The sequence below is a fragment of the Pseudochrobactrum mosebachae genome (assembly GCF_048914685.1).
Lineage (GTDB): Bacteria > Pseudomonadota > Alphaproteobacteria > Rhizobiales > Rhizobiaceae > Pseudochrobactrum.
Window position 1 is genome coordinate 1250768 of sequence record NZ_CP128408.1, and the last position, 23937, is coordinate 1274704.

At 50.8% G+C, this 23937-nt stretch carries 23 protein-coding genes; 9 read left to right on the forward strand and 14 right to left on the reverse strand.

Annotation, left to right across the window (positions count from 1 at the left end; translation table 11 throughout):
- Positions 1-2: 2 nt before the first annotated feature.
- Together phnH and phnG are read right to left on the reverse strand one after the other, a co-directional pair.
- Positions 3-614, reverse strand: a complete 612-nt coding sequence (phnH, locus tag MP213Fo_RS05790; protein WP_421090696.1) for a phosphonate C-P lyase system protein PhnH — start codon at positions 612-614, stop codon at positions 3-5.
- On the reverse strand, positions 614-1099 hold the full coding sequence (phnG, locus tag MP213Fo_RS05795; protein WP_421090697.1) for a phosphonate C-P lyase system protein PhnG: 486 nt from the start codon (positions 1097-1099) through the stop codon (positions 614-616). The genes phnH and phnG overlap by 1 nt, the downstream gene beginning before the upstream one ends.
- Positions 1100-1258: 159 nt before the next feature.
- On the opposite strand from phnG, the gene phnF reads away from it, so the two are divergent.
- Entirely contained in the window at positions 1259-2029 is a 771-nt protein-coding gene (gene phnF, locus MP213Fo_RS05800) for a phosphonate metabolism transcriptional regulator PhnF (protein ID WP_421091028.1), read from the forward strand.
- 69 nt (positions 2030-2098) lie between these two features.
- Positions 2099-3556 (forward strand): xylulokinase, encoded by a 1458-nt coding sequence (gene xylB, locus MP213Fo_RS05805; protein WP_421090698.1) that lies wholly within the window; start codon positions 2099-2101, stop codon positions 3554-3556.
- Here xylB and MP213Fo_RS05810 read toward each other — a convergent pair.
- From MP213Fo_RS05810 to ppaT, 6 genes are all read right to left on the reverse strand, one after another.
- Complete coding sequence (locus MP213Fo_RS05810; protein ID WP_421090699.1) at positions 3553-4410, reverse strand: ABC transporter ATP-binding protein; 858 nt, start codon at positions 4408-4410, stop codon at positions 3553-3555. The genes xylB and MP213Fo_RS05810 overlap by 4 nt on opposite strands.
- On the reverse strand, positions 4407-5237 hold the full coding sequence (locus tag MP213Fo_RS05815) for an ABC transporter ATP-binding protein (RefSeq protein ID WP_421090700.1): 831 nt from the start codon (positions 5235-5237) through the stop codon (positions 4407-4409). Before MP213Fo_RS05815 ends, MP213Fo_RS05810 begins: the two co-directional genes overlap by 4 nt.
- Positions 5230-6048, reverse strand: a complete 819-nt coding sequence (locus tag MP213Fo_RS05820) for an ABC transporter permease (RefSeq protein ID WP_421090701.1) — start codon at positions 6046-6048, stop codon at positions 5230-5232. Before MP213Fo_RS05820 ends, MP213Fo_RS05815 begins: the two co-directional genes overlap by 8 nt.
- Positions 6048-7016, reverse strand: a complete 969-nt coding sequence (locus tag MP213Fo_RS05825; RefSeq protein ID WP_421090702.1) for an ABC transporter permease — start codon at positions 7014-7016, stop codon at positions 6048-6050. Before MP213Fo_RS05825 ends, MP213Fo_RS05820 begins: the two co-directional genes overlap by 1 nt.
- Positions 7017-7343: 327 nt before the next feature.
- Entirely contained in the window at positions 7344-8993 is a 1650-nt protein-coding gene (locus MP213Fo_RS05830) for an ABC transporter substrate-binding protein (RefSeq protein ID WP_421090703.1), read from the reverse strand.
- Between the two features lie 40 nt (positions 8994-9033).
- A complete protein-coding gene (gene ppaT, locus MP213Fo_RS05835) occupies positions 9034-10146 on the reverse strand; it encodes a pyridoxamine--pyruvate transaminase (RefSeq protein WP_421090704.1) in 1113 nt (370 codons plus the stop codon).
- A gap of 359 nt (positions 10147-10505) precedes the next feature.
- Here ppaT and MP213Fo_RS05840 point away from each other — a divergent pair, with 359 nt between their 5' ends.
- Positions 10506-11534, forward strand: a complete 1029-nt coding sequence (locus MP213Fo_RS05840; RefSeq protein ID WP_421090705.1) for a purine-nucleoside phosphorylase — start codon at positions 10506-10508, stop codon at positions 11532-11534.
- Between the two features lie 280 nt (positions 11535-11814).
- Here the strand turns inward: MP213Fo_RS05840 and MP213Fo_RS05845 are convergent, their stop codons facing one another.
- The gene (locus MP213Fo_RS05845) at positions 11815-13146 is read right to left on the reverse strand and encodes an aspartate aminotransferase family protein (protein ID WP_421090706.1); all 1332 of its coding nucleotides are present in this window, start codon (positions 13144-13146) and stop codon (positions 11815-11817) included.
- Positions 13147-13292: 146 nt separating this feature from the next.
- On the opposite strand from MP213Fo_RS05845, the gene MP213Fo_RS05850 reads away from it, so the two are divergent.
- Both MP213Fo_RS05850 and MP213Fo_RS05855 read left to right on the forward strand, forming a co-directional pair.
- On the forward strand, positions 13293-13847 hold the full coding sequence (locus MP213Fo_RS05850) for a cupin domain-containing protein (protein WP_421090707.1): 555 nt from the start codon (positions 13293-13295) through the stop codon (positions 13845-13847).
- A 45-nt stretch (positions 13848-13892) separates the two neighbouring features.
- Positions 13893-14252 (forward strand): winged helix-turn-helix domain-containing protein, encoded by a 360-nt coding sequence (locus tag MP213Fo_RS05855; protein ID WP_421090708.1) that lies wholly within the window; start codon positions 13893-13895, stop codon positions 14250-14252.
- A 46-nt stretch (positions 14253-14298) separates the two neighbouring features.
- Here the strand turns inward: MP213Fo_RS05855 and MP213Fo_RS05860 are convergent, their stop codons facing one another.
- Entirely contained in the window at positions 14299-16032 is a 1734-nt protein-coding gene (locus tag MP213Fo_RS05860) for an ABC transporter ATP-binding protein (RefSeq protein ID WP_421090709.1), read from the reverse strand.
- A 272-nt stretch (positions 16033-16304) separates the two neighbouring features.
- On the opposite strand from MP213Fo_RS05860, the gene MP213Fo_RS05865 reads away from it, so the two are divergent.
- Complete coding sequence (locus MP213Fo_RS05865; RefSeq protein WP_421090710.1) at positions 16305-17126, forward strand: M55 family metallopeptidase; 822 nt, start codon at positions 16305-16307, stop codon at positions 17124-17126.
- Between the two features lie 261 nt (positions 17127-17387).
- Here MP213Fo_RS05865 and MP213Fo_RS05870 read toward each other — a convergent pair whose 3' ends face one another.
- The 4 genes from MP213Fo_RS05870 to MP213Fo_RS05885 all read right to left on the reverse strand — a co-directional run bounded on the left by MP213Fo_RS05870 (position 17388) and on the right by MP213Fo_RS05885 (position 20366).
- Entirely contained in the window at positions 17388-18803 is a 1416-nt protein-coding gene (locus tag MP213Fo_RS05870) for an MATE family efflux transporter (RefSeq protein ID WP_421090711.1), read from the reverse strand.
- 176 nt (positions 18804-18979) lie between these two features.
- Complete coding sequence (locus MP213Fo_RS05875) at positions 18980-20056, reverse strand: DUF475 domain-containing protein (RefSeq protein WP_421090712.1); 1077 nt, start codon at positions 20054-20056, stop codon at positions 18980-18982.
- Positions 20056-20178, reverse strand: coding sequence for a hypothetical protein (locus MP213Fo_RS05880; RefSeq protein ID WP_421090713.1), 123 nt, complete (start codon positions 20176-20178; stop codon positions 20056-20058). The genes MP213Fo_RS05875 and MP213Fo_RS05880 overlap by 1 nt, the downstream gene beginning before the upstream one ends.
- Positions 20179-20180: 2 nt before the next feature.
- Positions 20181-20366, reverse strand: coding sequence for a hypothetical protein (locus MP213Fo_RS05885; protein ID WP_421090714.1), 186 nt, complete (start codon positions 20364-20366; stop codon positions 20181-20183).
- A 511-nt stretch (positions 20367-20877) separates the two neighbouring features.
- On the opposite strand from MP213Fo_RS05885, the gene proV reads away from it, so the two are divergent.
- From proV to MP213Fo_RS05900, 3 genes are read left to right on the forward strand one after another with little or no spacing between them, the layout of a single operon-like run.
- The gene (proV, locus tag MP213Fo_RS05890; protein ID WP_421090715.1) at positions 20878-22083 is read left to right on the forward strand and encodes a glycine betaine/L-proline ABC transporter ATP-binding protein ProV; all 1206 of its coding nucleotides are present in this window, start codon (positions 20878-20880) and stop codon (positions 22081-22083) included.
- Between the two features lie 20 nt (positions 22084-22103).
- Positions 22104-23015 (forward strand): ABC transporter permease, encoded by a 912-nt coding sequence (locus tag MP213Fo_RS05895; RefSeq protein WP_421090716.1) that lies wholly within the window; start codon positions 22104-22106, stop codon positions 23013-23015.
- Between the two features lie 34 nt (positions 23016-23049).
- The gene (locus tag MP213Fo_RS05900) at positions 23050-23919 is read left to right on the forward strand and encodes a glycine betaine ABC transporter substrate-binding protein (RefSeq protein ID WP_421090717.1); all 870 of its coding nucleotides are present in this window, start codon (positions 23050-23052) and stop codon (positions 23917-23919) included.
- Positions 23920-23937: the final 18 nt, after the last annotated feature.

Below are 23937 nucleotides of genomic sequence, written 5' to 3' on the forward strand. Positions count from 1 at the left end.
GTTCAGTTTCCATTTTTTATGAGTTTGGTACTACGCGGCAATGCGGCAATCCGTTTGGATGCGGCAAAAACCAGATCAACACCGCGCGGAAACAACGCGCTATTGCCAGCCCATTGTTCGCGAAAGCGCAGAGGAAGCGCTGATGGTGCAAAATCGCGCATATGCTCGATACCCGCGCCCTGAAGCTGCAAGATTTCAGAGCCGTCAAATCCGCTGACCGCCATAATGACTGTTGCGGAACGATCAGGATATTCTGCGCTGCCTTTGGCAAAAACGTCCAACGGCGGCATTTGCGCCACATCACTGACCAGCGCAAATTGCGCCTCGCTGATGTCACTCACCAAAACCAGACCGGTCTGAAATGTAAGCCATTCGCGCACCGCAGCACTGGCTCTCAAATCACGATCGAGCCACACTTTGGTATCATGATCAAACAGTGCCTGCGCAATGGCGCCAAGTTCCGGTGTTAAAGGCTGAGGTGGTTGTGTCTGCGCCTTTAACACCTGCACAGCACCCGGATTGGCCAAAGCATCCATTAAAGCGCGAAAACAGTTTTGCGCATCATGCACCGGATTGGCAAAACCGCCCTCAAAAGCCTGAGCTACAAACGCCATTAGTCATCTCCCCGAACCATGGTGAAAAAATCCACTTTCGTGGCAGCTGTCTCGCGCTTACGCTGGCTTGTACGGTTAGCAAGGCGGGCCGCTATCGCTTGCAGCAATTCGCTCTCCACGACAGACCGGCTTGTTGGCAACTGCCACAACGCATCAATAACGGCCGCTAGTTTTGCCTTGCCATGGTCGCGCCCGAGCGCATAAGCATGCCCCACCATCGCCTCGTCAGATGAGCCGTTCTCCTTGAAATGCACACGCACTGTGGCACGTGTGACTGTAGTCTCACCCAGATTAAACGGCGCACCGCCGCCGCCAATCCGGCCACGCACCATCACCAGACCAGTTTCAGGGCCGCGCAATACATCAACGCGTGGCTGCTCTGCCTGAGCAGCCAAAAACGCAGTGAGTTCCTGCAATTCGGCTTTCGCCAGTAAACCTGCGGCTCGGCGCCGCTCGGCCTGCATGTTTTCAGTTTCATCAATCATTTGACACACCACGCTAATTGGTCTACTTATCTATACAACTAGACATTAATGATTGTTTTAAACCCGCTTGGTGACACGCGCATGACAAACAGCAAAACCGTGGCAAAAATCATGACGCAGCCAGACCGTGCATCCCAAATAGCCAACACTAAAACCGGCATGGAAACCGGACATAAAATTGCCCGTAACAGCGGTGTCGCGGTATGGCGGCAAATTGCTGATGAGATTCGCGGTGAGATTAAAAACGGCCAGTTTCAGCATGGTGAAAAACTGCCCCCTGAAGTGGCGCTGGCAGCGCGTTTCGGCGTGAACCGGCACACAGTGCGCAGTGCCATTGCCGCCCTCACTCAAGAGGGCGTGCTTCGGGCCGAGCAAGGCCGCGGCACATTCATTGCCAATGCCAAGCGCCTCACTTATCCCATCGGCAAGCGCACCCGCATGTCCACAGGGCTTGCAGAACAGGTTAGCCACACACAGCGCATCATCCTGTCTCATAGTGTTGAAAAACCGTCACCGGAGATCGCGAGTGCGCTGCAACTGAGCGGCGCAGAGGCTTTAACCGATCATTTTGAAACCCTGTCACTGGCCGACGGGCAACCGGTTTCACGCTCCGGCAGCTGGTTTGATCATCAGCGATTTCCGGATTTTGCCAAGCATTACCAAGCCAGCGGCTCGGTCACCTCTGCTTTAAAGCAGCTCGGCGTTCAAGATTACTTCCGTAAATCCACACTGATTTGCGCACAGCATGCCGATCGTGAGGATTTGCTGCATCTGAAGCTCACGCCCGGTGCAATTGTGCTGACCGCTGAGGCACTGAATATTGATGCAGATGGCTGGCCGGTTGAATATTCAACCACGCGCTTTGCCGCTGACCGTATGGAGTTTTTGATCCAGAGCATGGGCGAAAGCATCATAAACAATGATAAATAAAGGTTGCCTGCCTTTAGATTTTATCGTTACTTTACAAGCTCCAATCACAGACAAAACAGGATCAGCAGCATGGCGTTTTATCTCGGGCTTGATCTCGGCACCTCCGGCCTAAAAGCGCTGCTGATCGATGACAAGCAGACAATTATCGCTTCTGCACATGCGCCACTGGATGTATCGCGTCCGCATATCGGCTGGTCTGAACAACAACCGGAGCACTGGATTACAGCCACCGAACAGGCACTCAGCCGGTTGAAAGCAGAGCATGGTGCAAAACTGGCGCAAGTGTGCGGTATCGGGCTTTCAGGCCAGATGCATGGTGCGGTTCTGCTTGATGCCCAAGACAAAATACTGCGCCCTGCCATTTTATGGAATGACAGCCGCAGCCATAAACAGGCAACTCAGCTTGATAGCGATCCGCAATTTCGGGAAAAAACCGGCAATATTGTGTTTCCGGGTTTCACGGCGCCTAAATTATTATGGGTTCAGGAAAATGAGCCTGAAACTTTCGCTCGAATTAAAAAAGTTCTGCTGCCGAAAGATTATCTGCGATTGTGGCTGACCGGTGAGCATGTCAGCGATATGTCTGATGCTTCGGGCACCGCATGGCTGGATGTCGGGCAACGGCAATGGTCAGCCGCGCTGCTGGCAGCAACAGGTCTTGATACCAGCCATATGCCGCGCCTTGTGGAAGGCACAGCAGTTTCCGGCACATTGCGCAGTCACCTTGCGGCTCAATGGGGTATGGAGAAGACCGTGCAGGTTGCCGGCGGTGCCGGTGACAATGCCGCCTCTGCCTGTGGCATCGGCACAGTTCAGGCAGGTCAGGCATTTGTATCGCTCGGTACTTCCGGCGTTTTATTTGCCGCGAATGACAGTTTTTTACCGCGCCCTGACAGTGCGGTTCATGCATTTTGCCATGCCTTGCCGCAGACATGGCACCAGATGGGGGTAATCCTCTCTGCAACCGATGCACTGAACTGGTATAGCACCATCAGTGGTCATGAGGCTGCAGCCCTGACACAAGAGCTGGGCGATGACCTGAAGGCGCCTTCTGGCGTGTGTTTTCTGCCCTATCTTTCCGGCGAACGGACACCGCATAATGACAGCTTAATCCGTGGCAGTTTTACAGGATTAAGCCATAGCGACGACCGTGTAGCGCTCACACAGGCTGTGCTTGAGGGCGTTGCATTTGCGTTCAGAGATAATCTTGATGCCTTGTCAAAGGCTGGTACAAAGCTTGAAAGTGTGATGGCAATCGGTGGCGGATCGCGCTCGCTTTATTGGCTGAAGGCTATTGCCACAGCCTTGAATATACCCCTGCACCTGCCTGCAGACGGCGATTTCGGCGCCGCATTTGGTGCCGCACGGCTTGGCCTGATTGCCGCAGAAAATGCCGATCCTTTCAGCATTTGCATGCCACCGCGCATCATCAAAACCTTAGAGCCGGAACAATCTTTGCGCGCACATTATGAGGATGCATATGAGTATTACAGGGCTTTGTATCAGGCATTACGCCCTATCAATTAAAATGCCAGTTGCGGTACCGCATTCACCAGTTGGCGGGTAGCCTCTGCTTGCGGATTTTGCAGAATAATATCCGGCGCTCCGCATTCTACTATTTGCCCCTCATCCAGCACAATCATCTGATCGCAAAAGGCGCGCACAATTGCCAGATCATGTGAAATAAACAAATAAGCGACGCCGGTTTCCTGTTGTAAATCTTTTAAAAGATTGAGAATTTTCGCTCTCACTGAAACATCAAGCGCTGAAACCGGCTCATCTAGTATAATCAAATCAGGCTTACTGATCATAGCTCTGGCAATCGCCACACGCTGGCGCTGCCCACCCGAGAGTTCACGCGGCCTGCGGCCGGTCAGTTCAGCACTCAGCCCCACCCGCTCAAGAATAGATGTGATCTGGCGCTGCGGCTCCTGCGCATTGCCATGCAATGCCAATAGCCCCTGTGGATTGCCATGCAATGCCAATAGCCCCTGTGGATTGCCATGCAATGCCAATGGCACCTGTGGATTGCCATGCAATGCCAATGGCACCTGCAAAATCTGGCTGACTGTGCGCCGCGGATTAAACGCCGCCAAAGGATCCTGAAACACCATCTGAAACTTCGCACGTTCTGCACGCAATGCATTGCCGTTTAAGGCTGTAAGATCATTGCCGTTGAGCATAATCCGGCCGCTATCAGGCTCACTTAACCGCATTATCAGCCGTGCCAGTGTCGTTTTACCTGAACCGGAGCGTCCGACCAGCGCCAGCGTTTCACCGGCATTCAGTGTGAGATCAATGGTTTTCAGCCCGTTTTCAGGGTCACGTCCAAAAGCCTTGTTCAATCCGCTGATCTGCAAAACCGGCACCTGATAAGTCATAGCGCACCATCCCTTTCAGCAAAGCCGGCACTTTCAGCAAATCCGTTAATTTCCGGCAGCCGCGGCTGCTTGCGCCAATCCAGCCCGATATGGGTTGCCAGCAGAGCTTTGGTATAGGCATGTTGCGGCGCTGAAATGATTTGTGCAGCTGTTCCGAACTCGACCATTTGCCCCCTATAAAGCACGGCAATTTTATCAGCCAGCTGGGAAGCCAGCGCAATATCATGGGTCACAAAGATCAGGCTCAGACCGCGCGAGCGCACCAGATTATCGAGCAATGTCATGATATGTTTTTGCACCACAGTATCAAGCGCACTCGTCGGCTCATCCGCGATCAGCAAATGCGGATGCGCGGCCAAGGCCGCAGCAATAGCAAGACGCTGCTGCTGCCCGCCGGAAAACTCATGCGGATAGCTGCGTGACCGTTTGTTGCAATCGGGTATCTGCACATTCTCCATCAGCATGATGGCTTGTTGGCGTGCTTCAGCCCATGAGGTTTTCAGATGTGTTACGATCACTTCAGCGATCTGGTCGCCCACTCGCATCATCGGATCAAGTGAACCAGCAGGGTCCTGAAACACCACACCAATATCACGCCCCAAAACCGCCTTTTCTGCAAAAGCGGGAAAGCGTATTGCCCCCTCACTACGCGCTGCATCCGGTAGCAACCCGGCAATAGCAAGGCTGAGTGTGGTCTTGCCCGATCCGCTTTCACCGATCAGCGCCAGTCTTTCGCCTTTTCGCAGATCAAAACTAACCGGCTGCAACACGCACTGCCCGTTATAAGATACACTCAACTCCTGAACAGACAGCAGATTATCAGTCATCAGCAGCCCCATTTCTACCGCTTAGAGCCTGCCCGCTCAGATGCACAGCCAGCACGGTTACAACCAGTGCCAGCCCCGGAATAATGGAAAGATAGGGTGCCGAGCGCAACACGGTGCGGCCTTCAGCAATCATGGTGCCCCATGTCACACTGTTAGGATCGCCAAAGCCCAGAAATGCCAGCGATGCCTCAATCAATATGGCTGCTGCCACCGAAACACCCGCCAGTGAAGCGGCAGGACCAAAGGCATTGGGTAATATTTCACGAAAAGCGATAGAGAGCGGCCCCTGTCCTAAAGTGCGGGCAGCAGCCACGAAATCACGCTCACGCAGCGACAACACCTCTGCGCGTGTGACACGGGCAGCCTGCGTCCAGCCGCCGATACTGATCGCAATAATCAGAGTGGGGATACTTGCCCCCAGAACATTGATCATGGCCAAAGCCAGTAAAAATCCCGGCACGGTCTGAAACGCCTCGGTGATACGCATCAGCATATTATCTGTAAAACCACCGAGAAAACCGGCCAATGTGCCGATCAAACTGCCAGCGATCAATGCGACAGCTGCCGAACTCAATGCTACCAGCAAAGTGGTGCGCGCACCATGAAACAGCCCTGCCAATACATCACGCCCCAGGCGGTCTGTGCCGAGCCAATGAGCGGAATTAATGAATGGCCGCAGCAACGGATCACCGGTGATGGCCAGCGGATCACCGGCAAACAACAATGGCGCAGACAGTGCCATCAAAGCCAGTATGGCCAGTAATGCAATACCGGTTTTGCCCTGCCAATCTGTGTGCAAAATACGGTTCATCAGCGCATATCCCGCACTCGCGGATCAAGCCGCGCATAGGCCAGATCAACCAGCAGATTGGCAATAATAACCGCAAAAGCCCCGAACAGAATAACCCCCAGCAGCAGCGCTGTATCACGCCTGGCCACAGCCTCGGCAGCCAGACGGCCAAAACCCGGTATCGCAAACACGCTTTCGATCACCACACTGCCACCCAGCATCACACCGGCCTGCAATCCCAGCATCGTCACCACCGGCAATACGGCATTGCGCGCAATATGCCGCCAGACAATGCGGCGCGGGGTAATACCGCGCGATTTGAGAGCCTGCACAAACGGTTCCTGATGCAGATCAACCATGCGATCACGCATTAACCGCAGATATAGTGTGAGATAAACAACCGACAATGAGGCAACCGGCAGGATCAGATGGCGGGCAATATCTGCTGCCCGTGCCAGACCTGTTTTGCCCGATGCAATGGTTTCCAAGCCACCAATCGGCAGCCAGCGCAGGCTTACACCGAAAACAACGATCAATACCAGACCAAGCCAAAAACCCGGCACGGCATAAAGCGCCAGTGAGGTGAGCGAAAGAAGACGGTCGCGCTTCGAGTGAGGTTTACCACCGGCAACAATACCCAACAACGAACCAGCAAAAAATGCTAGAAAAGTGGAAATGCCCATCAGCAGCAGTGTTGCTGGCAAGCGCTCCAGAATGACAGCGAGCACCGGCCTTTGAAAGGCTGATGACCAGCCGAAATCGCCTGAAGATAATGCGCTTACATAAGCAAAGAAACGCTGCAATGGCCCCTGATCCAGCCCCCATGACTGACGCATAGCTTCCAATTGTTGCGCATCCGCACCGCCCGTTTGCGCCACATAAGCATCCACTGCATCGCCGGGCGCAGCTTCCAAAAGCAGGAAGCTACCCACCAGAACAATAGCAAGAACCGGAATGATGCTGGCGAGACGCCGGAGAAAAAACTGCACAGGTGCCCTCTAGAGCATTTCACTATCAAGTTGAATCAACTTGATAGATATGACAATGCGAAAAATCTAAAATCTAGAGCGAGCGTTGCGATCCAACCTGATCATTACCCGCTCTAGAGCGTTTTCATTTTTTATTGAAGCAGGAAAGCCGCTCTATCTGTTCGTTTAAACGCAGATTCGGACGGAAAACCGGTTCCCACTTTTTCTGACACTGCTCTGGAGCGTATCCCGAAAGAGTGAAGCGGTTTTCGGGATACGAATGAAAAAATAGATTCAGCATTTTATAACAGTTTAAACGAAAGCCGGTATCCGTTTTCTTTCAAAACTCTATTCAGCCAAACCGGTATTTGCCCAACCTGACACCGCCCAGCGCGGATTGTCAGAAACATTCTGCACCCGCTCACTGGCCACTGTTATGAATGAAAAATCCGCCACATTGATCAGTGGCAGATCATCAGCCACCAGGCGCTGCAAGTCCTGATAGGTTGCCGCGCGTGCCGTGTCATCAAGTGTCACAGAACCTTTGGCGATCAGCGCGTCAACTGCATCATTTTGATAGCCGTACTGGTTGGTGAAAGGTGCACCCGCGGGCAGGCCACTCTGAAACAGCACCGTGGTTGAGATCGCAGGATCCGAGCGATAAACCGGCGTTGCCACGGTAATATCAAAATCGTGATCGGTATAAACTGCTTTCAGATGCGCAGGGCTGTCATTGGCGACAATCACCGCATCAATCCCGATTTTTACCAGAGCCTGGCGCAAATAATCGCCAAATTGCTTGGTTTCATTGAAGAATGGCGCAGGCAATAATCTGAGCTTAAAGCGCGTGCCGTCCGCACCGCGCGGATAGCCGGCCTCATCCAGCAGGCTTTCAGCCTTAGCCGGATCAAACGCATATTGGCGCGCATCATTGGCATGAAAAACGGTATCAAAAGCCGGAACGCAGGCCGTTGCCGGTTTGGCAAAACCAAGAAATATGGATTTGACCACAAAGTCCTTATCAATCGCATATGCCAGCGCCTGCCGCACTTTCAGGTCTGCCAGCTCTTTACGGCGATGATTGATCTCGACAACCAGCTGATAGGTCAGTGCCTCATAGCCATTATCATACACTTTAAGACCGGCCACTTTAGAAATCCGCTCCAGATCAGCTAATGGCACGGCCGAAAATGCGGCAAGCTGGATCTGATCGGCCTCAAGCGCATTACCGGCTGATGCCCGATCCGGCAGCACCTGATAGATGATTTCATCCAATGCCGGCGCATTGGTATCCCAATAATTTTCATTCCGCTTCAGCAGATAATATTCACCCGGCCGGTGCTCGCCAAAAACAAACGGCCCGGTGCCGACCAGCTTTTCATTGGCCGGATTTTTGGCAATATCACTGCCCTCATAAAGGTGTTTCGGCAGCACCGAAGTAACCACCGGCAGCGCATTACGGATCAGCTGAAACGGTGTCGGCTGGGAAAAGCGGAACACGGCCGTATGCGCATCCGGCGTATCAACGCTATCAAGATTTTTAAACACCGAGCGGCCGAGATTTTGCAGCTTTTTCCAAACTTCAATCGCAGAAAAAGCAACATCCGCCGATGTAAACGGCTGGCCATCATGCCATGTCACACCTTCACGCAATTTGAAACTTGCAGACAGGCCGTCAGTTGACCCTTCCCAACCGGTTGCCAACAGCGGCCTCAAGCCATCCGGATGCTGCGCATCACTATAGACCTGCTCGGCCAAGGGTTCGATAACTTTGCTGGCAACATAAAACACGCCATTGGAAGCAACAATCGCCGGATTAAGCACAGCCGGTTCACTATCCGCTGCAACGATCAGGCGCCCGCCGCGCACAGGCACGACCGCAGCTGCACGCGGCGGGGCTTTATCTTGCGCAAAAGCAAAGCGCGGCAACACCATCAGCGCCGCAACAGCAGCGGTGCCGGTAAGCAATGCACGACGATTTAACCTGAGTGTTTTCATGATGACCAATCCCCGACAGCCTGTGGCTCAAGCTATAAAATTATATTTTACCCGATTTGTTCAATGCGCCTGCCAGCGCTTTCATTGCAGCAACAGCATAATCCGGCTGCGCAGAAGCCCCCATATGGCCGATACGCAAGACTTTGCCTGCGGTATCCTTACGCCCCAGCGAAACCAGCACACCGTTATCACGCAACATCAGATCACGCAGCTCGGTATCTTGGATTCCCTGCGGCACTTTAAACGCCGTTGCAGTTGGCGCGGCATAACTTTCATGACGCGGCCATAATTCAAGCCCCAGCGCTTTAATACCTTCGCGAGCGATTTGTGCCGTCGCCAGATGTCGCGCCCAGACATTTTCAGGACCCTCATCACTATAGAGATCAAGCGCTGCATCCAGTGCATAAATCTCGGCAATGGAAGGGGTGACCGGAAAGTTATTGCCTGCAAGCCATGCGTCTTTCCAATCCAGAAGACTGAGAAAAGATGCTCTGGGCGCATCAGGATTTGCATGTATTTTTTGCCATGCCCGCTCACTCACCGCAGCCAGCGTTAAACCCGGCACACTGCCCAGACATTTGGATGGCGAAGTGATAAAAATATCCGCATTCACCGCTTCAGGATGCACATCCATACCGCCAAAACTGGAAACTGCATCAACAATCATATAGGCGCCGTGGCGGGCGCTAACCGCGCCAATGGCTGCCAGCGGATTGATGGTACCCGATGGTGTATCATGGTGGCAAACGGCAATAATACTGATATCGGGGCGCTGCTGCAGTACCTGCTCAACGGCTGCGACATCAATCACATCATCATAATCAACGGCAAGCTCAATCACTTCACGGCCAAAACGGGCTGCCCAACCGCTAAAACCCTTGCCATAAACGCCGGATACCAGATTAAGCACCACATCATGGCGCGCAATCAAACCGGCAGCAGCAGCCTCTATACCAAGAAGTGCTTCGCCCTGCATAATCACCGGCGCAGTACCAACCCGCAGCACGCTCCCGAGTTTTTCTACCAACCGCTGATAGAATGTCTGGAATTGCGGCGTATAATCATAGCTCACCGGACGGCCAAGTGCCTCAAGCACCTGCTTATAGGCCGGCACGGGGCCAGTGGTGAGCATAAATGGCGGAACCTGCAACATGGAATCGATTACCAGTCATGATTTCTTCATGGCATCATAGTTGCCAGTTGAGCCGGTTCCAAGGCAGATAATTTTACACAGCTGCATTACAAAGCAATGTAGTGCCTTTTATTGACGTTAAAAAATATTCCGTCGTTTTATCATTATGTAACAAGCTTTTTATGCCGCCTGCAAGCGCACCAGCTGACAAGCACTATCGCTCATGATATCAGATAATTACGCTAGAGCTGGTAACGTTCAGGTTGGATCGCAGCGCTCGCTCTAGATTTTAGTTTTATCACATTGTCATAGCTATCAAGTTGATTCATCTTGATAGTGAAATGCTCTAATATCCCCTACTCCACCGAAGGAATTTCACTTTGCGCGCTCTTCAAATCGCAGCCTGCGGATTGCTCCCGCTTTTTTCTGCAACCGCCTTCGCACAAGACACTGCTAAAATTGCACCAAAGGTCATGGTCATCACCATGTTCGGGCAAGAAGCAAAACCGTGGATAGAGGGTGAAAAATTTACCCAAAAGATCAAACTCGCCGGTCTTAATCCTGAATATCCGAATGTAGATTGCACCGAAGAAGGCCTGTGCCACATGACCACGGCTATGGGCTTTGCCAATGCGGCGAGCTCTGTTGCAGCAATGGCCCTGAGCAATCAATTTGATCTTTCCAAAACCTATTTTCTGATTGCCGGTATTGCCGGTGTTGATCCTAAATTCGGCACCTTAGGCTCCGCGCATTGGGCAAAATATGCTGTTGATGCCGATCTTAATCACCGTATTGACCTGCGTGAAGTGCCTGCAGACTGGGAAACCCGCTCTTTCGCACTGGGTGCAGACAGCCCGTCTGATAAAGCAAAGTGGTCCGCCGGCACTGAAGCTTATGCCCTGAATGCCAAGCTTACCGATTATGCTTTCAGCGTAACCAAGGATGTTGAGCTTTTGGATGGTGACGGCGCCAAAGCCTATCGCAAACATTACAAGACCGACCTTGCAACCGGCGCACCACTGGTCAGCATTTGCGATACACTTTCGAGCGACACCTATTGGCACGGCATTAAAATTTCTGAATCGATGGAAAAATGGGTGAAGCTCGCCACTGATGGCAAAGGCACTTATTGCACCTCGCAGATGGAAGACAACGCTACGCTGACCGCGCTGAAACGCGCATCGGAAGCTGGTTTGCTTGATTTCAACCGTATTGCTTTGCTGCGTACCTCGTCCAATTTCGATCGTCAGGGTGAAGATCAGACGGCATTGGAATCGCTGAAGTCTGAATCCGGCGGTTTCAAACTGGCAACCACCAATGCCTACCGCGTGGGCAAAGCCTATGTGCAGACCATTCTTACCGGCTGGGACAAATGGCAGGAAGCCCCGCAGACAGAGACTGCACAATAATCAGAATAAAAATCCCCCGCAGATTGATATCTGCGGGGGATTTTTCATACGGGGGCGGTACGCGTTTTTATTTTTTATTGAAACAGGAAAACCGCTCTATCTGTTTGTTTAAACGCAGTTTCAAACGGAAAACCGGTTCCCACTTTTCCTGAAACGGCTCTAGAGCGGAGAACGATCAGGTTGGATTGGATCGCAGCGCTCGCTCTAGATTTTAGAATTTTCGCATTGTCATGCCTATCAAGTTGATTCAACTTGATAGTGAAATGCTCTAGGACACTTTTTAGGCAGCGCGGTTGATAGCATCGCCAAGGATGGAAACAATTTTACCGATTTCATCTTTACTCACAATCAGCGGCGGGGAGAGCGCAATGACATCGCCCGTCACGCGGATCAGCAGCCCTTTTTTGAAGCAATCAGTAAAAATATCATAAGCCCGCGCGCCAGCGGCACCCTCACGCGAGGACAGCTCAATACCGGCAACCAGCCCGAGTGTGCGGATATCAATCACATTTTTAGCACTCTTCAAGCCATGCATGGCTTCCTGCCAGTCATCGGCAAGGTCTGCGGCGCGGGTCATCAGCCCCTCTTCCGCATAAATATCAAGCGTTGCAATCCCTGCCGCACATGCTGCCGGATGACCTGAATACGTATAGCCGTGGAACAGTTCAATCGCCCCCTCAGGGCCATGCATCAACCCGTCATAAATCTGACGGCTGGCAAAAACTGCGCCCATAGGAATTGCACCATTCGTCAAACCTTTGGCTGTGGTAATCAGATCCGGTGTTACCCCGAAATATTCGGCAGCAAAAGGTGTGCCCAAGCGGCCAAAACCTGTAATCACCTCATCAAAAATCAGCAGAATTCCATGTTTCTTGGCTATGGCTGCAAGACGATCGAGATAATTTTTCGGTGGTATCAGAACACCGGTGGAACCAGCCATCGGCTCAACGATCACCGCAGCAATGGTTTCAGCGCCATGCAGCGCCACCATCCGCTCCAGATCATCCGCCAGCTCCGCACCATGTTCCGGCTGGCCTTTACTGAACGCATTGCGCTCAAGATCATGGGTATGACGCAAATGGTCGGTGCCGGGTAAAAGCGGGAAAACACGGCGGTTATTAACAAGGCCACCAACAGAAATACCACCAAAACCAACACCGTGATAACCGCGCTCGCGGCCAATAACCCGTGTACGCGTGCCCTGCCCGATCGCACGCTGATAGGCTATCGCAATTTTAAGCGCTGTATCAACAGATTCCGATCCTGATCCGGTGAAGAACACCCGATCAAGAATTTTACCGTCACCGCGCGGTGCAATTTCACCAAGGCGGGTTGCAAAATCAAAAGCAATATTATGCCCCATCTGAAAGGTCGGAGCGAAATCCATGGTGGAAAGCTGCTTTTCAACAGCGGAGGCAATTTGTTTGCGACCATGACCGGCATTCACGCACCACAATCCCGCAGTGCCATCGAGCACAGAATTACCGTCAACATCGGTATAATACATGCCCTGAGCTGTGGCCAGCATACGCGGCGCTGACTTAAACTGGCGGTTCGCGGTAAACGGCATCCAGAAATTATCAAGCTTGGGACTATTGGTTAAATCGGTCATTGTCTCACTCCTCTTATTATGAAGTTGGCCACGCTTCAGGAACCGAAACAAGTCTATTTCTATCTGAAATTATCCTGTTGATCTGTAATGCTGATTTGGTAAAGTGTTTAATATATTTAACAATAGGAACAGAGGTAACCGGCAGAATGTCTACGGAGATTGATATTGGTGGCCGGTTACGGTTTATCCGCGAGAAAAGCGGCCTGTCCCAGCGTGAACTGGCAAAGCGGTCAGGCGTTACCAATGCCACGATTTCGCTGATTGAGGCCAATCAAACCAACCCTTCTGTGGGCGCGCTCAAGCGCATTCTTGACGGACTTCCCATAGGTATGTCCGAGTTTTTTGCACTGCAGCCCGATGCTGCGCAAAAAGCCTTTTATCAATCTGAAGAGTTTATCGAGATTGGTAAGGGCAATATCTCTTACCGCCAGCTTGGCGACAACCTGTTTGGCCGCTCCTTACAAATCCTCAAAGAGCGCTATGAACCCGGCGCCGACACCGGCAAAGTACCGCTGGTTCATGAAGGCGAAGAAGGTGGCATCGTTATTGCGGGACGCCTCGAGGTTACGGTTGATACAGAACGGCGGATATTAGGACCCGGTGACGGTTATTATTTTGAAAGCCGCCGCCCGCACCGTTTCCGCTGTGTGGGGCCTGTTGCCTGTGACGTGATCAGCGCATGCACACCACCAACATTTTAACATGATGACTGCGTAAATTTTAAAATTTAAGGCAGGAGAAGCACAATGACATCCTCCACAAACTCTGCTCTTAAGCCGGTTTTACGGGTCGATTTCCCTGAGAAGTCCCGTTTGGGGCGCGGTAAAATTCAGTTACTTGAGCATATCCGCGACACGGGTTCGATTTCAGCCGCAGGGCGCGCCATGGACATGTCCTATCGCCGCGCATGGCAATTGGTTGATGCCCTGAATGCAATGTTTCACGAACCATCGGTCACTTCACAACGTGGCGGCAAACAAGGTGGCGGTGCGGTGCTCACCCCGTTTGGCGAAGAGCTGATCCGCCGTTTTCGCCAGATGGAAAGTCGAATATTAACGGCCCTCAGTGAAGATTTTAACTGGCTGGAAGATCATCGCAAAAAGTAAAATACCAAAGGGGCGTATCTGCTGTAAAATTCCACACAGTTGCGGCTTAAGCGGCAGGGCGGTTTTGTGCCTCGAGCAACTGGCGATACAACCCTGATGGCAATGCGATCAGTTCTGCATGGCTGCCTTGTTCAACAAGCTGACCGCCTTCCACAACAACAATGCGGTCAGCATTAATGATGGTTGCCAAGCGGTGAGCGATGACCATCGTGGTACGGCCTTGCGACAGTTCTGCAAGGGATTGCTGAATGGCACGCTCAGTCTCGGTATCCAGCGCTGATGTTGCCTCATCGAGAATGAGGATCGGCGGGTTTTTAAGGAAAATACGGGCAATTGCGAGGCGCTGTTTTTGCCCACCTGATAATTTAACCCCGCGCTCACCGATAATCGTATCAATACCTGCCGGCAAGCCTGCCACAACATCACTCAGGCGGGCGCGTTGCACGGCGTCCATAATTTCCTTGTCCGTTGCCTCAAGCCGGCCATAGGCAATATTCTCACGGATTGTGCCTGCGAATAAAAACACGTCCTGACTGACAATACCGATATTTCCCCGCAAGGATTTCAGCGTCATATCACGGATATCAATACCGTCTATGCTGATACTACCACCGGTTACCTCATAAAAACGCGGCAGTAATGAGCAGATTGTGGTTTTCCCCGCACCTGAGGGACCAACAAAAGCAATGGTTTCACCCGCGTGAATATCAAGGGTCAAACCCTGCACAATCGGGCGGCTATCCTGATAGCCAAACTGCACCTGATCATAACGGATATTGCCCTGTAATTTGGCGACATCCATCGCAGATTTGCGATCGGCAATATCCGGGCAGGTATTGAGAAACTCCAGATAACGCTGAAATCCGGCTATGCCTTTCGGGTAACTTTCAATCACCGAGTTGATTTTGTCGATCGGACGAAAAAACACGCCCACCAGCAACAGAAAGCCGACAAAACCACCGGCGGTTAAATCGCCGCGAATAACAAAATACGCACCGCACAACATCACCACCACTTGTATGAAACGCATAGACAGATAGCTCAGCGAGGTAGAGGCCGCCATCACCTTATAGGCTTCGAGCTTGGTAGAGCGGTAATTCTGGTTGTCTTCAGCAAATAATGCGCGTTCATGATCTTCATTGGTGAAGGCCTGTACCACACGAATACCACCGACATTTTCTTCAATACGTGCATTAAAGGCAGCCACGCGGCCATAAAGCGCACGCCATGTCCGCGTCATACGGCCACCATAGCGCAGGGTCACCCATGCGGTGACAGGCACAATCAGCGCCGTAATGGTAGCGAGCGCGGAATGCTGCCAATACATCAGAATAAAAGCGCCGATCAGCGTCATAATCGCAATAAACAGATCTTCGGGGCCATGATGGGCAACCTCGCCGATCTCTTCCAGATCCTTGGTCATACGCGCAACCAAATGGCCGGTTTTCTGGTTATCAAAATAACCGAAAGACAGTTTTTGCAAATGATCGAATGCCTTGCGGCGCATCTCGGTTTCAATATTAATACCGAGCATATGCCCCCAATAGGTCACCACAACCTGCAGACCGGCATTGAAAATATAGATCATTAACAAGCCTGCCGCGGCCAGCGCAATCAAACCCCATTCATTGGTCGGCAACAACCGGTCGATAAACAAAGTGACAGCAACCGGAAAAGCAAGTTCAAGCAAACCGGAAAACACCGCGCTGCAAAAATCAACGGCGAAAAGCAACTTATGCGGACGATAATAAGCAAAAAACCGCTTTAAATTGTCCACCATGTTTTGCTCCCCCGACCGGCAATCATTGTAAATCTTTGCATTATAAACTTGAATTTTATACTCATATTACTGGTGGATTTAATACAACCGTCAATTATTGCAAGATAATAAATCAAAAGCGAAAATTCACACGTCAAATTGATAGTCAGGCTTCCTGAGAGCTATTCGATTCAATCTTTCACACAACACGTTTTTATCATAAGCAAGCAGGGTATTTATTTGTCAGAGTGCATCCGAATATACGGAATCATTAATAGTGCCGGAGTGGAACGATGAGAGTCTATATTTGTGCCGATATTGAAGGTGTTGCCGGCGTGGTAACTCCGCAGCAGGGCCAGCCTGGTAATGCAGAATATGAGCGTGCACGCCGCTTAATGACCGAAGAGGTCAATGCAGCCATTGAAGGCGCGCTTGAAGGTGGTGCAACATATATTCTGGTCAATGATTCCCACGGCCCGATGGTCAATATCATACCGGAATTGCTGCATCCTGCCGCCGAGCTGATCCTTGGTCGCCCAAAAAAGTTCAATATGGCAGCCGGTCTTGATGAAGGTTTTGACGTTTTGTTCTTTACCGGTCACCATGCCAGCGCCGCGCAATTTGGCATCCTTGCCCATACCACCAACGGCTTTGCATTCCGTACCATTAAACTCAATGGTCAGATTGTTGGCGAACCCGGTATTTATGGTGCCTATGCTGGCGAACTTGGAATTCCGGTTGCACTGATTTCCGGTGATGACCAGACCGAACTTGAAAACAAACCATTTTTTCCGGCAGCTGAATTTGCGGTGGTTAAAACCGCCCTTGGCAACCGCGCCGCCCGCCAGATCTCCGTACAGAATGCTCGTTTGATGATCCGTGAAAAAGCCCGCCAAGCAGTTGAGAAAAAAGACAAGCTTGCCGTATGGAAACCTTTCAACGGCAGGATCAATGCCGAATTCATTATGAATTCTCCGGTATTGGCCGACCAGATGGCGATTATACCATGCGCCAAACGGACAGATGCTACCACTATCGCTTTTGATTGTGCTGACGTGGCAGAGGCTGTGGGCTGGATGGGAGTTCTCTCCGGTCTGTCGGCAGGTGTAAAATAAACGATATACAGTCTAGAGCGGGTAACGTTCAGGTTGGATCACAGCGCTCGCTCTGGAGCGGTTTACGTTTAAATTGGATCATGTAATCCGCTCTAAGTTATCGTTTTTACGCATTATCGTGACCGTCCAATGATGCCATTGGACTACGCAATGCTCTAGATTTTAGAGTATTCGCATTGTCATATCTATCAAGTTGATTCAACTTGATAGTGAAATGCTCTAGAATAAACAAAAGGCCGGTGTTTGCACCGGCCTTTTGCATCAGATCAGCTTGACGATTTTTCTCTTACTGAAGACAAGGTAATAATACCCCGATTGCAGGCATAATATGGTTGAGAAGGTCAAAGCATAGGCCCACCAAATACCATCAATCCCGATCCAGATATTGAAGAAATAGGCCGCCGGAATTTCCACCAGCAGGATGGCGCTCATGGTCAGCACTGTCGGCGCATAGATTGCACCACTTGCCCGCATTGCACTCATAAAGACGCTGCTCATACCAAACAGCACAATCGTCCACAGGACAATATACAGCAAATGCGCCGCCAGATCAGCAACGGCCTGCTCGGTAATAAAGGCGCTGGTGATCATACCGGCAAGCAAATAAGCCAGCCCCACGGTTGCGCCAGTTACCAAAAGGTTCAGCTGCAATCCTGCCATTACAATTTTATGCACCTGCCCGTTGCGCCCTGCGCCCACCGCCTGTGCTGCAAGAATGGATGCGGTAATACCGATAGAGATTGCCGGAAACTGCACCCAGCCTAAGGTTTGCACAATTGCGCCATAGGCGGCGGTGGCTTCGGTACCATGCCCATTGACCAGCCCCAGCAGTACCAGCTCGGCAATTGCAATTGTGAGCATCTGCATAGCTGTGGGTAACCCAACACGTAAAATGGTTTTGCAATATGTGGCATTAAAGCGGATGAGTGCCAAAAACTGCCGTGTGAAAGCCATCGGGTGGCGGCGCCGGTGCCAGAACCAGATCAACCACAATAATGCGATAGCATTGGCTATAACTGTGGAGACCGCTGCACTCATAACACCGAGCTGCGGAAAACCGAGCCAGCCTTTAATAAACAGCGGCGTTAGCACCATCGCCACCGCGGTGGCGATCACCAGCGCCCAGAGTGGAGAAACGGCATCCCCCACACCACGGCTCATATTGCTCATCAGCCACAGCATAAAAATAACCGGCGTGCCCAGCATCATAATGCGCGCATAATGGCTGGAAACTTCAAGAATGGCTGACGGCGTGCCAAGCAAGGCCATCAAATGACTAGCGAAGAACCCGCCCAAAACTGCCACACTCAATGATACCACCAGCACCATAGCCACTGCACTGCCGGCAATGCCATGCAGCTTGACCATATCGCGCGCACCCCATGCCTGCCCGATCAGCACTGTGGCACCGGCACCAAGACCGATAATCAGCCCGAGAAACAGAAAAAACACCGGAGCAAAGGCAGACATCGCCGCCAGTGCATCAACACCCATCATCCGGCCGACAAACACGCCGTTCAGTGTGCCTGAAGCAGCCTGCAGAATGTTAGACAGCAACATCGGTAAGAATATAAGCATATAAGAGCGCCATAGCCCCTGCTGCAGCGGCGGCTTTACACTATTTGCAGGCGTAACATCCGGTTGCGTTTCTATTTTATTTTGTCCGTCCGCTGTCATGCACAGGCTCCGCTCAACATATTATAGCTCTTCAATAGCTGAATACCAATATTTTGCCGCATCACATTGTTGTATAAATTAATCATTATCTCGCTTTTGTAATATAGCTCTAAAATAAATAAACCGCCGGATTGCTCCGGCGGTTTTATTCTAATCACAGTAGAATACATAAGGCTTTATTGTGCAGTCACGGTCTCTTGTGCCTGTTCGCGGCGGTTATGGCATACCGATGCCCAGAAAGCGATACCAATCAGCACCGCGCCACCAAGGCCGGTAATCACTTCCGGAATATGCACCAAGGTCTGCAAATACATCACCACTGACAGGATCATGATGGCATAAAATGCCCCATGTTCCAGATAGCGATACTCACTCAGCGTGCCTTTTTCAACCAGCATAATGGTCATCGAGCGCACATACATCGCACCGATACCTAAACCGATGGCGATCACAAACAGGTTCTGCGTCAGGGCAAAAGCACCGATTACACCGTCAAACGAAAAACTGGCATCCAGAACTTCAAGATAAAGAAATGCACCAAAACCGCCTTTTGCTGCGGCATTCAGCGTTTTCTGTGAAGCATCCAGAATACCGCCCAGAACCTCAACACCAAGGAAGGTCAACAGCCCGTAAATACCGGAATACAGAAATGTTGTGCCTTCTTCACCATCTAAAACGGATGAGAAGGTTAGCAACAGGATCAATACGATCGCAACTTCAATACCCTTAATTTCTGCAAGGCGCGCCATAACACGCTCTAACGGGCCAAACCAATGCACATCTTTCTCGGAATTGAAGAAATAGGTCAGCGCTACCATCAAAAGGAATGTACCACCAAAAGCGGCAATCGGCAGATGGGCATCGGTCATAATGCGGGCATAGTCTTCAGGCTTGGTCGCGGCCAATACAATAGCCTCAATAGGGCCAATACCGGCAGCAATGACCACCACCAGAAGCGGGAAGATAATCCGCATGCCGAAAACGGCAATGATAATACCCCATGTCAGAAAGCGATGCTGCCATTCCGGGGTCATATCTTTCAACTTATTAGCATTCACGACTGCATTGTCGAATGACAGCGAAATTTCCAAAACCGCCAAAACGGCACAGATGAAAAAAATCGAGGCCATGCCGCCGAGCGTGCCTGTCGATTGCCAGCCGAGCCAGGCACCAAGCGCCAGACCAACAATGGTGACAATAAATGCCCAGGTAAAATAGCTCAGAACAGTATTTTGTGTTTTAGATGCGCTCATTATGCTGCCTCCCCGTTAGGAAAGCGCACATTTTCAGCGCGGATAGTTTCAGCTTGATAGGAATCGTCAAAAGCGGAAGCGGCTTGAGCGCTTTCCGCAGAAAACATGAAACAGATTTTCATGATCACATGTCCGCCGGCTTAATTTGCGGCAGTACCGACATCACGAGAGCGCCGTTAAAACTCTCGCCAGAGGGGCCCGGTACCGTGTTAGATCTGTGAGCAAACAGACCCATCCGGATCAGAACACTGCCACAGGCAAAGCTCGAAGCAGATGTAAAGCGGTAACCGGTGCCTCTCACCGGTGTCATAATCCGCAACCCGTTGTCTTACAGATAATGTACAATTAAGCATTGTTACGCAGCCTTCAAGTGGCGTTGCTGATTTTTGTCAAAAAAAGAACTGCTTTTGAACATAATCTCATAAATTTCATACGTACCGGCTCATGATACATAGGTTGTATGCGCATCATTTAAGCTTGCTCTCTAATTAATAGTTCAGCCATTTATTGGCACCCCTTGATAAAATAAATATACACATTTTTTTGCAAAAGCGGCCTGATCTGGTAAATCCGCGCAAATGAAATCCACTAAAAATGCCAATTGTAATTATGTATTTCCAGTCAAAGGTGGACTTTTTAAATTTTATAATATATACAGTTGAATTCAAATTTACATTATTTCTAAATTCATACGAATATCTCATTACTTACAAAAGAATAAATATGACAAATTTATGTATTTAATATAACAAAAGGAGAATAGGTCTACCTCAAGGGTAGGGTTAACATAATATATGGTGAATTATACATCTGAAGAAAGTATGAGCACGCCGGGATCTGTAAAACTATCTTTAAAAGATGTTTTTAAAGTCTTTGGCGACAAACCAGAAAAAGCAATGAATCAGTTGCGCTCCGGCCGGAGCAAAACCGAGATTCACAAGGACACCGGCTGCACAATCGGCGTTGATGGTGCCAGTTTCGAAATTATGGATGGCGAGATTTTTGTCATCATGGGGCTGTCCGGCTCGGGCAAGTCTACATTATTACGTTTGCTAAATCGCTTGATTGAGCCAACTGCCGGTGTGATTGCAGTTGATGGTCGCGATATTACCAAAATGTCCAAGCGCGAGCTGATTGAGCTTCGCCGCCGCGATATGAGTATGGTCTTTCAGTCCTTTGCATTACTTCCCAACCGCACCGTTTTAAACAATGCTGCCTTTGGTCTTGAAGTTGCCGGTATGGCTGAAGCCGAGCGTCATGAGCGCGCATTGAAAGCCCTCACTGCCGTTGGTCTTGAGCCTTATGCACAAAGCATGCCCGATCAGCTCTCCGGTGGGATGAAGCAGCGCGTAGGTCTGGCACGCGCATTGGCCAATGAACCAACAATCTTGCTGATGGATGAGGCATTTTCAGCCCTTGATCCGCTTATCCGCACTGAAATGCAGGATGAACTGATCCGTCTGCAATCCGAGAACAGCCGCACGATTATTTTTGTGAGCCATGATCTGGATGAAGCCATGCGCATTGGTGACCGTATTTGCATTATGCAGCATGGTAAGGTTGTGCAGGTTGGAACCCCCGATGAGATTGTTTCCAATCCGGCGAATGATTATGTGCGTTCATTCTTTAAAAATGTTGATGTATCCCATGTGTTCACAGCAGGCGATGTCGCACGCAGAAACATCCTGACAATTATTGACCGCCAAGGCGTTTCGGCCGCGTCGGCCCTTGAGCAAATGGAGAAATCCGATCGCTCAACAGCTATTATTGTCGGCCGCGACCGCACCTATCACGGCATGATCAGTCAGGATTCGCTGATTGAAAAAGTTAAAAATAAGTCGCCGCACCCATATCGGGAAGCATTTTTGAGCGACATCGTTCCAATTTTGGCAAGTGAGCCACTTTCAGGCGTGCTTGGTCGCGTTGCTGAAAGCCGCTGGCCGGTTCCGGTTGTCGATGAAAAAAACCGATATGTCGGCGCTATTTCCAAGTCGGCACTTCTGGAAACACTCGACCGCGCCGGTTGAGCTGAAACGGACGGATAAATATGGATATGAATTTTAGTATTGGTAATGGCGCCGATATCGTCGTCAATTACATTCTTGATAATTTCACCCCGGCGCTCGACATGATTGCGGCGATTATCGGCTTTGTTACCGGTGGCATTCAGGGTGGCCTGCTTGCCATACCGACACTCCTCGGCATCGCCATTTTAACCTTGCTGTCGCTTTGGCGCGTTGGCTGGAAATTTGCAATTTTTACAGCTCTCGCTTTGGCGCTCGTCAATCATATGGGGCTGTGGAATGGCACAATGGAAAGCCTGTCGCTGGTTCTGGCCGCTACGATTATTGCCATTGTCATTGGTATTCCCCTCGGCATTGCCATGGCTCGTAATGAAACACTGGCCTCACTGATCCGCCCTGCGCTTGATCTGATGCAAACAATGCCTGCCTTCGTTTACCTCATACCCGCGGCAATGTTTTTCGGCCTTGGCGCGGTTCCGGGTACGATTGCTACGGTGATTTTCGCTATGCCTCCGGTTGTTCGCCTGACCAATCTGGGCATCAGACAGGTGCATGAAGAGTTTGTTGAAGCGGGTCTGGCCTTTGGTTGTACGGCCAAGCAATTGCTGTTCAAAGTTCAGCTGCCAAATGCCCTGCCCTCGATTATGACCGGTATTAACCAGACCATTATGTTGTCGCTTTCTATGGTGGTTATTGCCTCGATGATTGGCGCCGGCGGCCTTGGCAATACTGTGCTTACAGGTATTCAGCGCCTTGATGTCGGCACCGGTTTTGAAGGTGGTCTGGCCGTGGTTATTCTGGCCGTTATTCTCGACCGCCTTACCCAGAGCTTTGGCAAGGCACGTCCGAACCTGTTTGGCTTTTTCACCGCCAATAAAAAACAGCCGGAAGCAAACACCAACAACACAGCGCCGCTTCAAAAACAAGAAGCGTAACGCATCCAATCTACCAAACCTCAAAGGAGAAGATATGTTCGGGAAACTGACACGTCTAAGTCTGGCAGCATTGCTGGCGGGAACCATGGTAACTTCAGCCTTGGCTGCAAGTGACACCAAGACCGTAAAATTGGGTTGGGCACCTTGGTCTGATGCTGAGTTTGTAACCAAGCTCGCAGCCAAGCTCATTCAGGATAATCTGGGACAAAAAGTGGAACTGGTGCAAACCGATGTTGCACCACTTTATCAAGGTGTCAGCCGTGGCGATCTTGACGCCATGATGATGGCCTGGTTGCCACAGACCCATGCGGATTACTACAAGCGCGTTGAAGGTAAAGTGGAAGATCTAGGCCCGCTTTATGAAGGCGCAAAACTTGGCTGGGTGGTACCAACCACCATTCCTGAGAGCGATATCAAATCTATTGAAGATTTGAAAAAGCCTGACATTCAGGAAAAGCTTAAAGGACAAATTCAAGGAATTGATCCGGGTGCCGGCCTGACCAGACTTTCAGAAGAAGCGGTTAAAGCTTACGCGCTGGATTATAAATTGCTGATCTCCAGTGAAGCCGCCATGCTCACAACCGTTGACCGCGCAAGCCGCTCTGACGGCTGGTTTGTGGCAACGGCATGGAGCCCGCATTGGATGTTCGGCAAATACAAGCTGCGTTATCTTGAAGACCCTAAGGGCGCATTGGGTGCAGCAGAGCACGTAAATGCTCTTGCCCGTAAGGGCTTCAAGGAAGACAACCCAAAAGTTGCCTCGCTGCTTGAAAAAATGAATATCCCGCTGGCAGACCTTGAAACAGCGATGTTTGAAGCGCAGGAAACCTCTTATGATAAGGCTGTCGATAAATATATTACCGACAATCCGGACCGGATCAAAGAATGGTTAGCTGAGAAATAAAACAACAAGCGCCGGTTA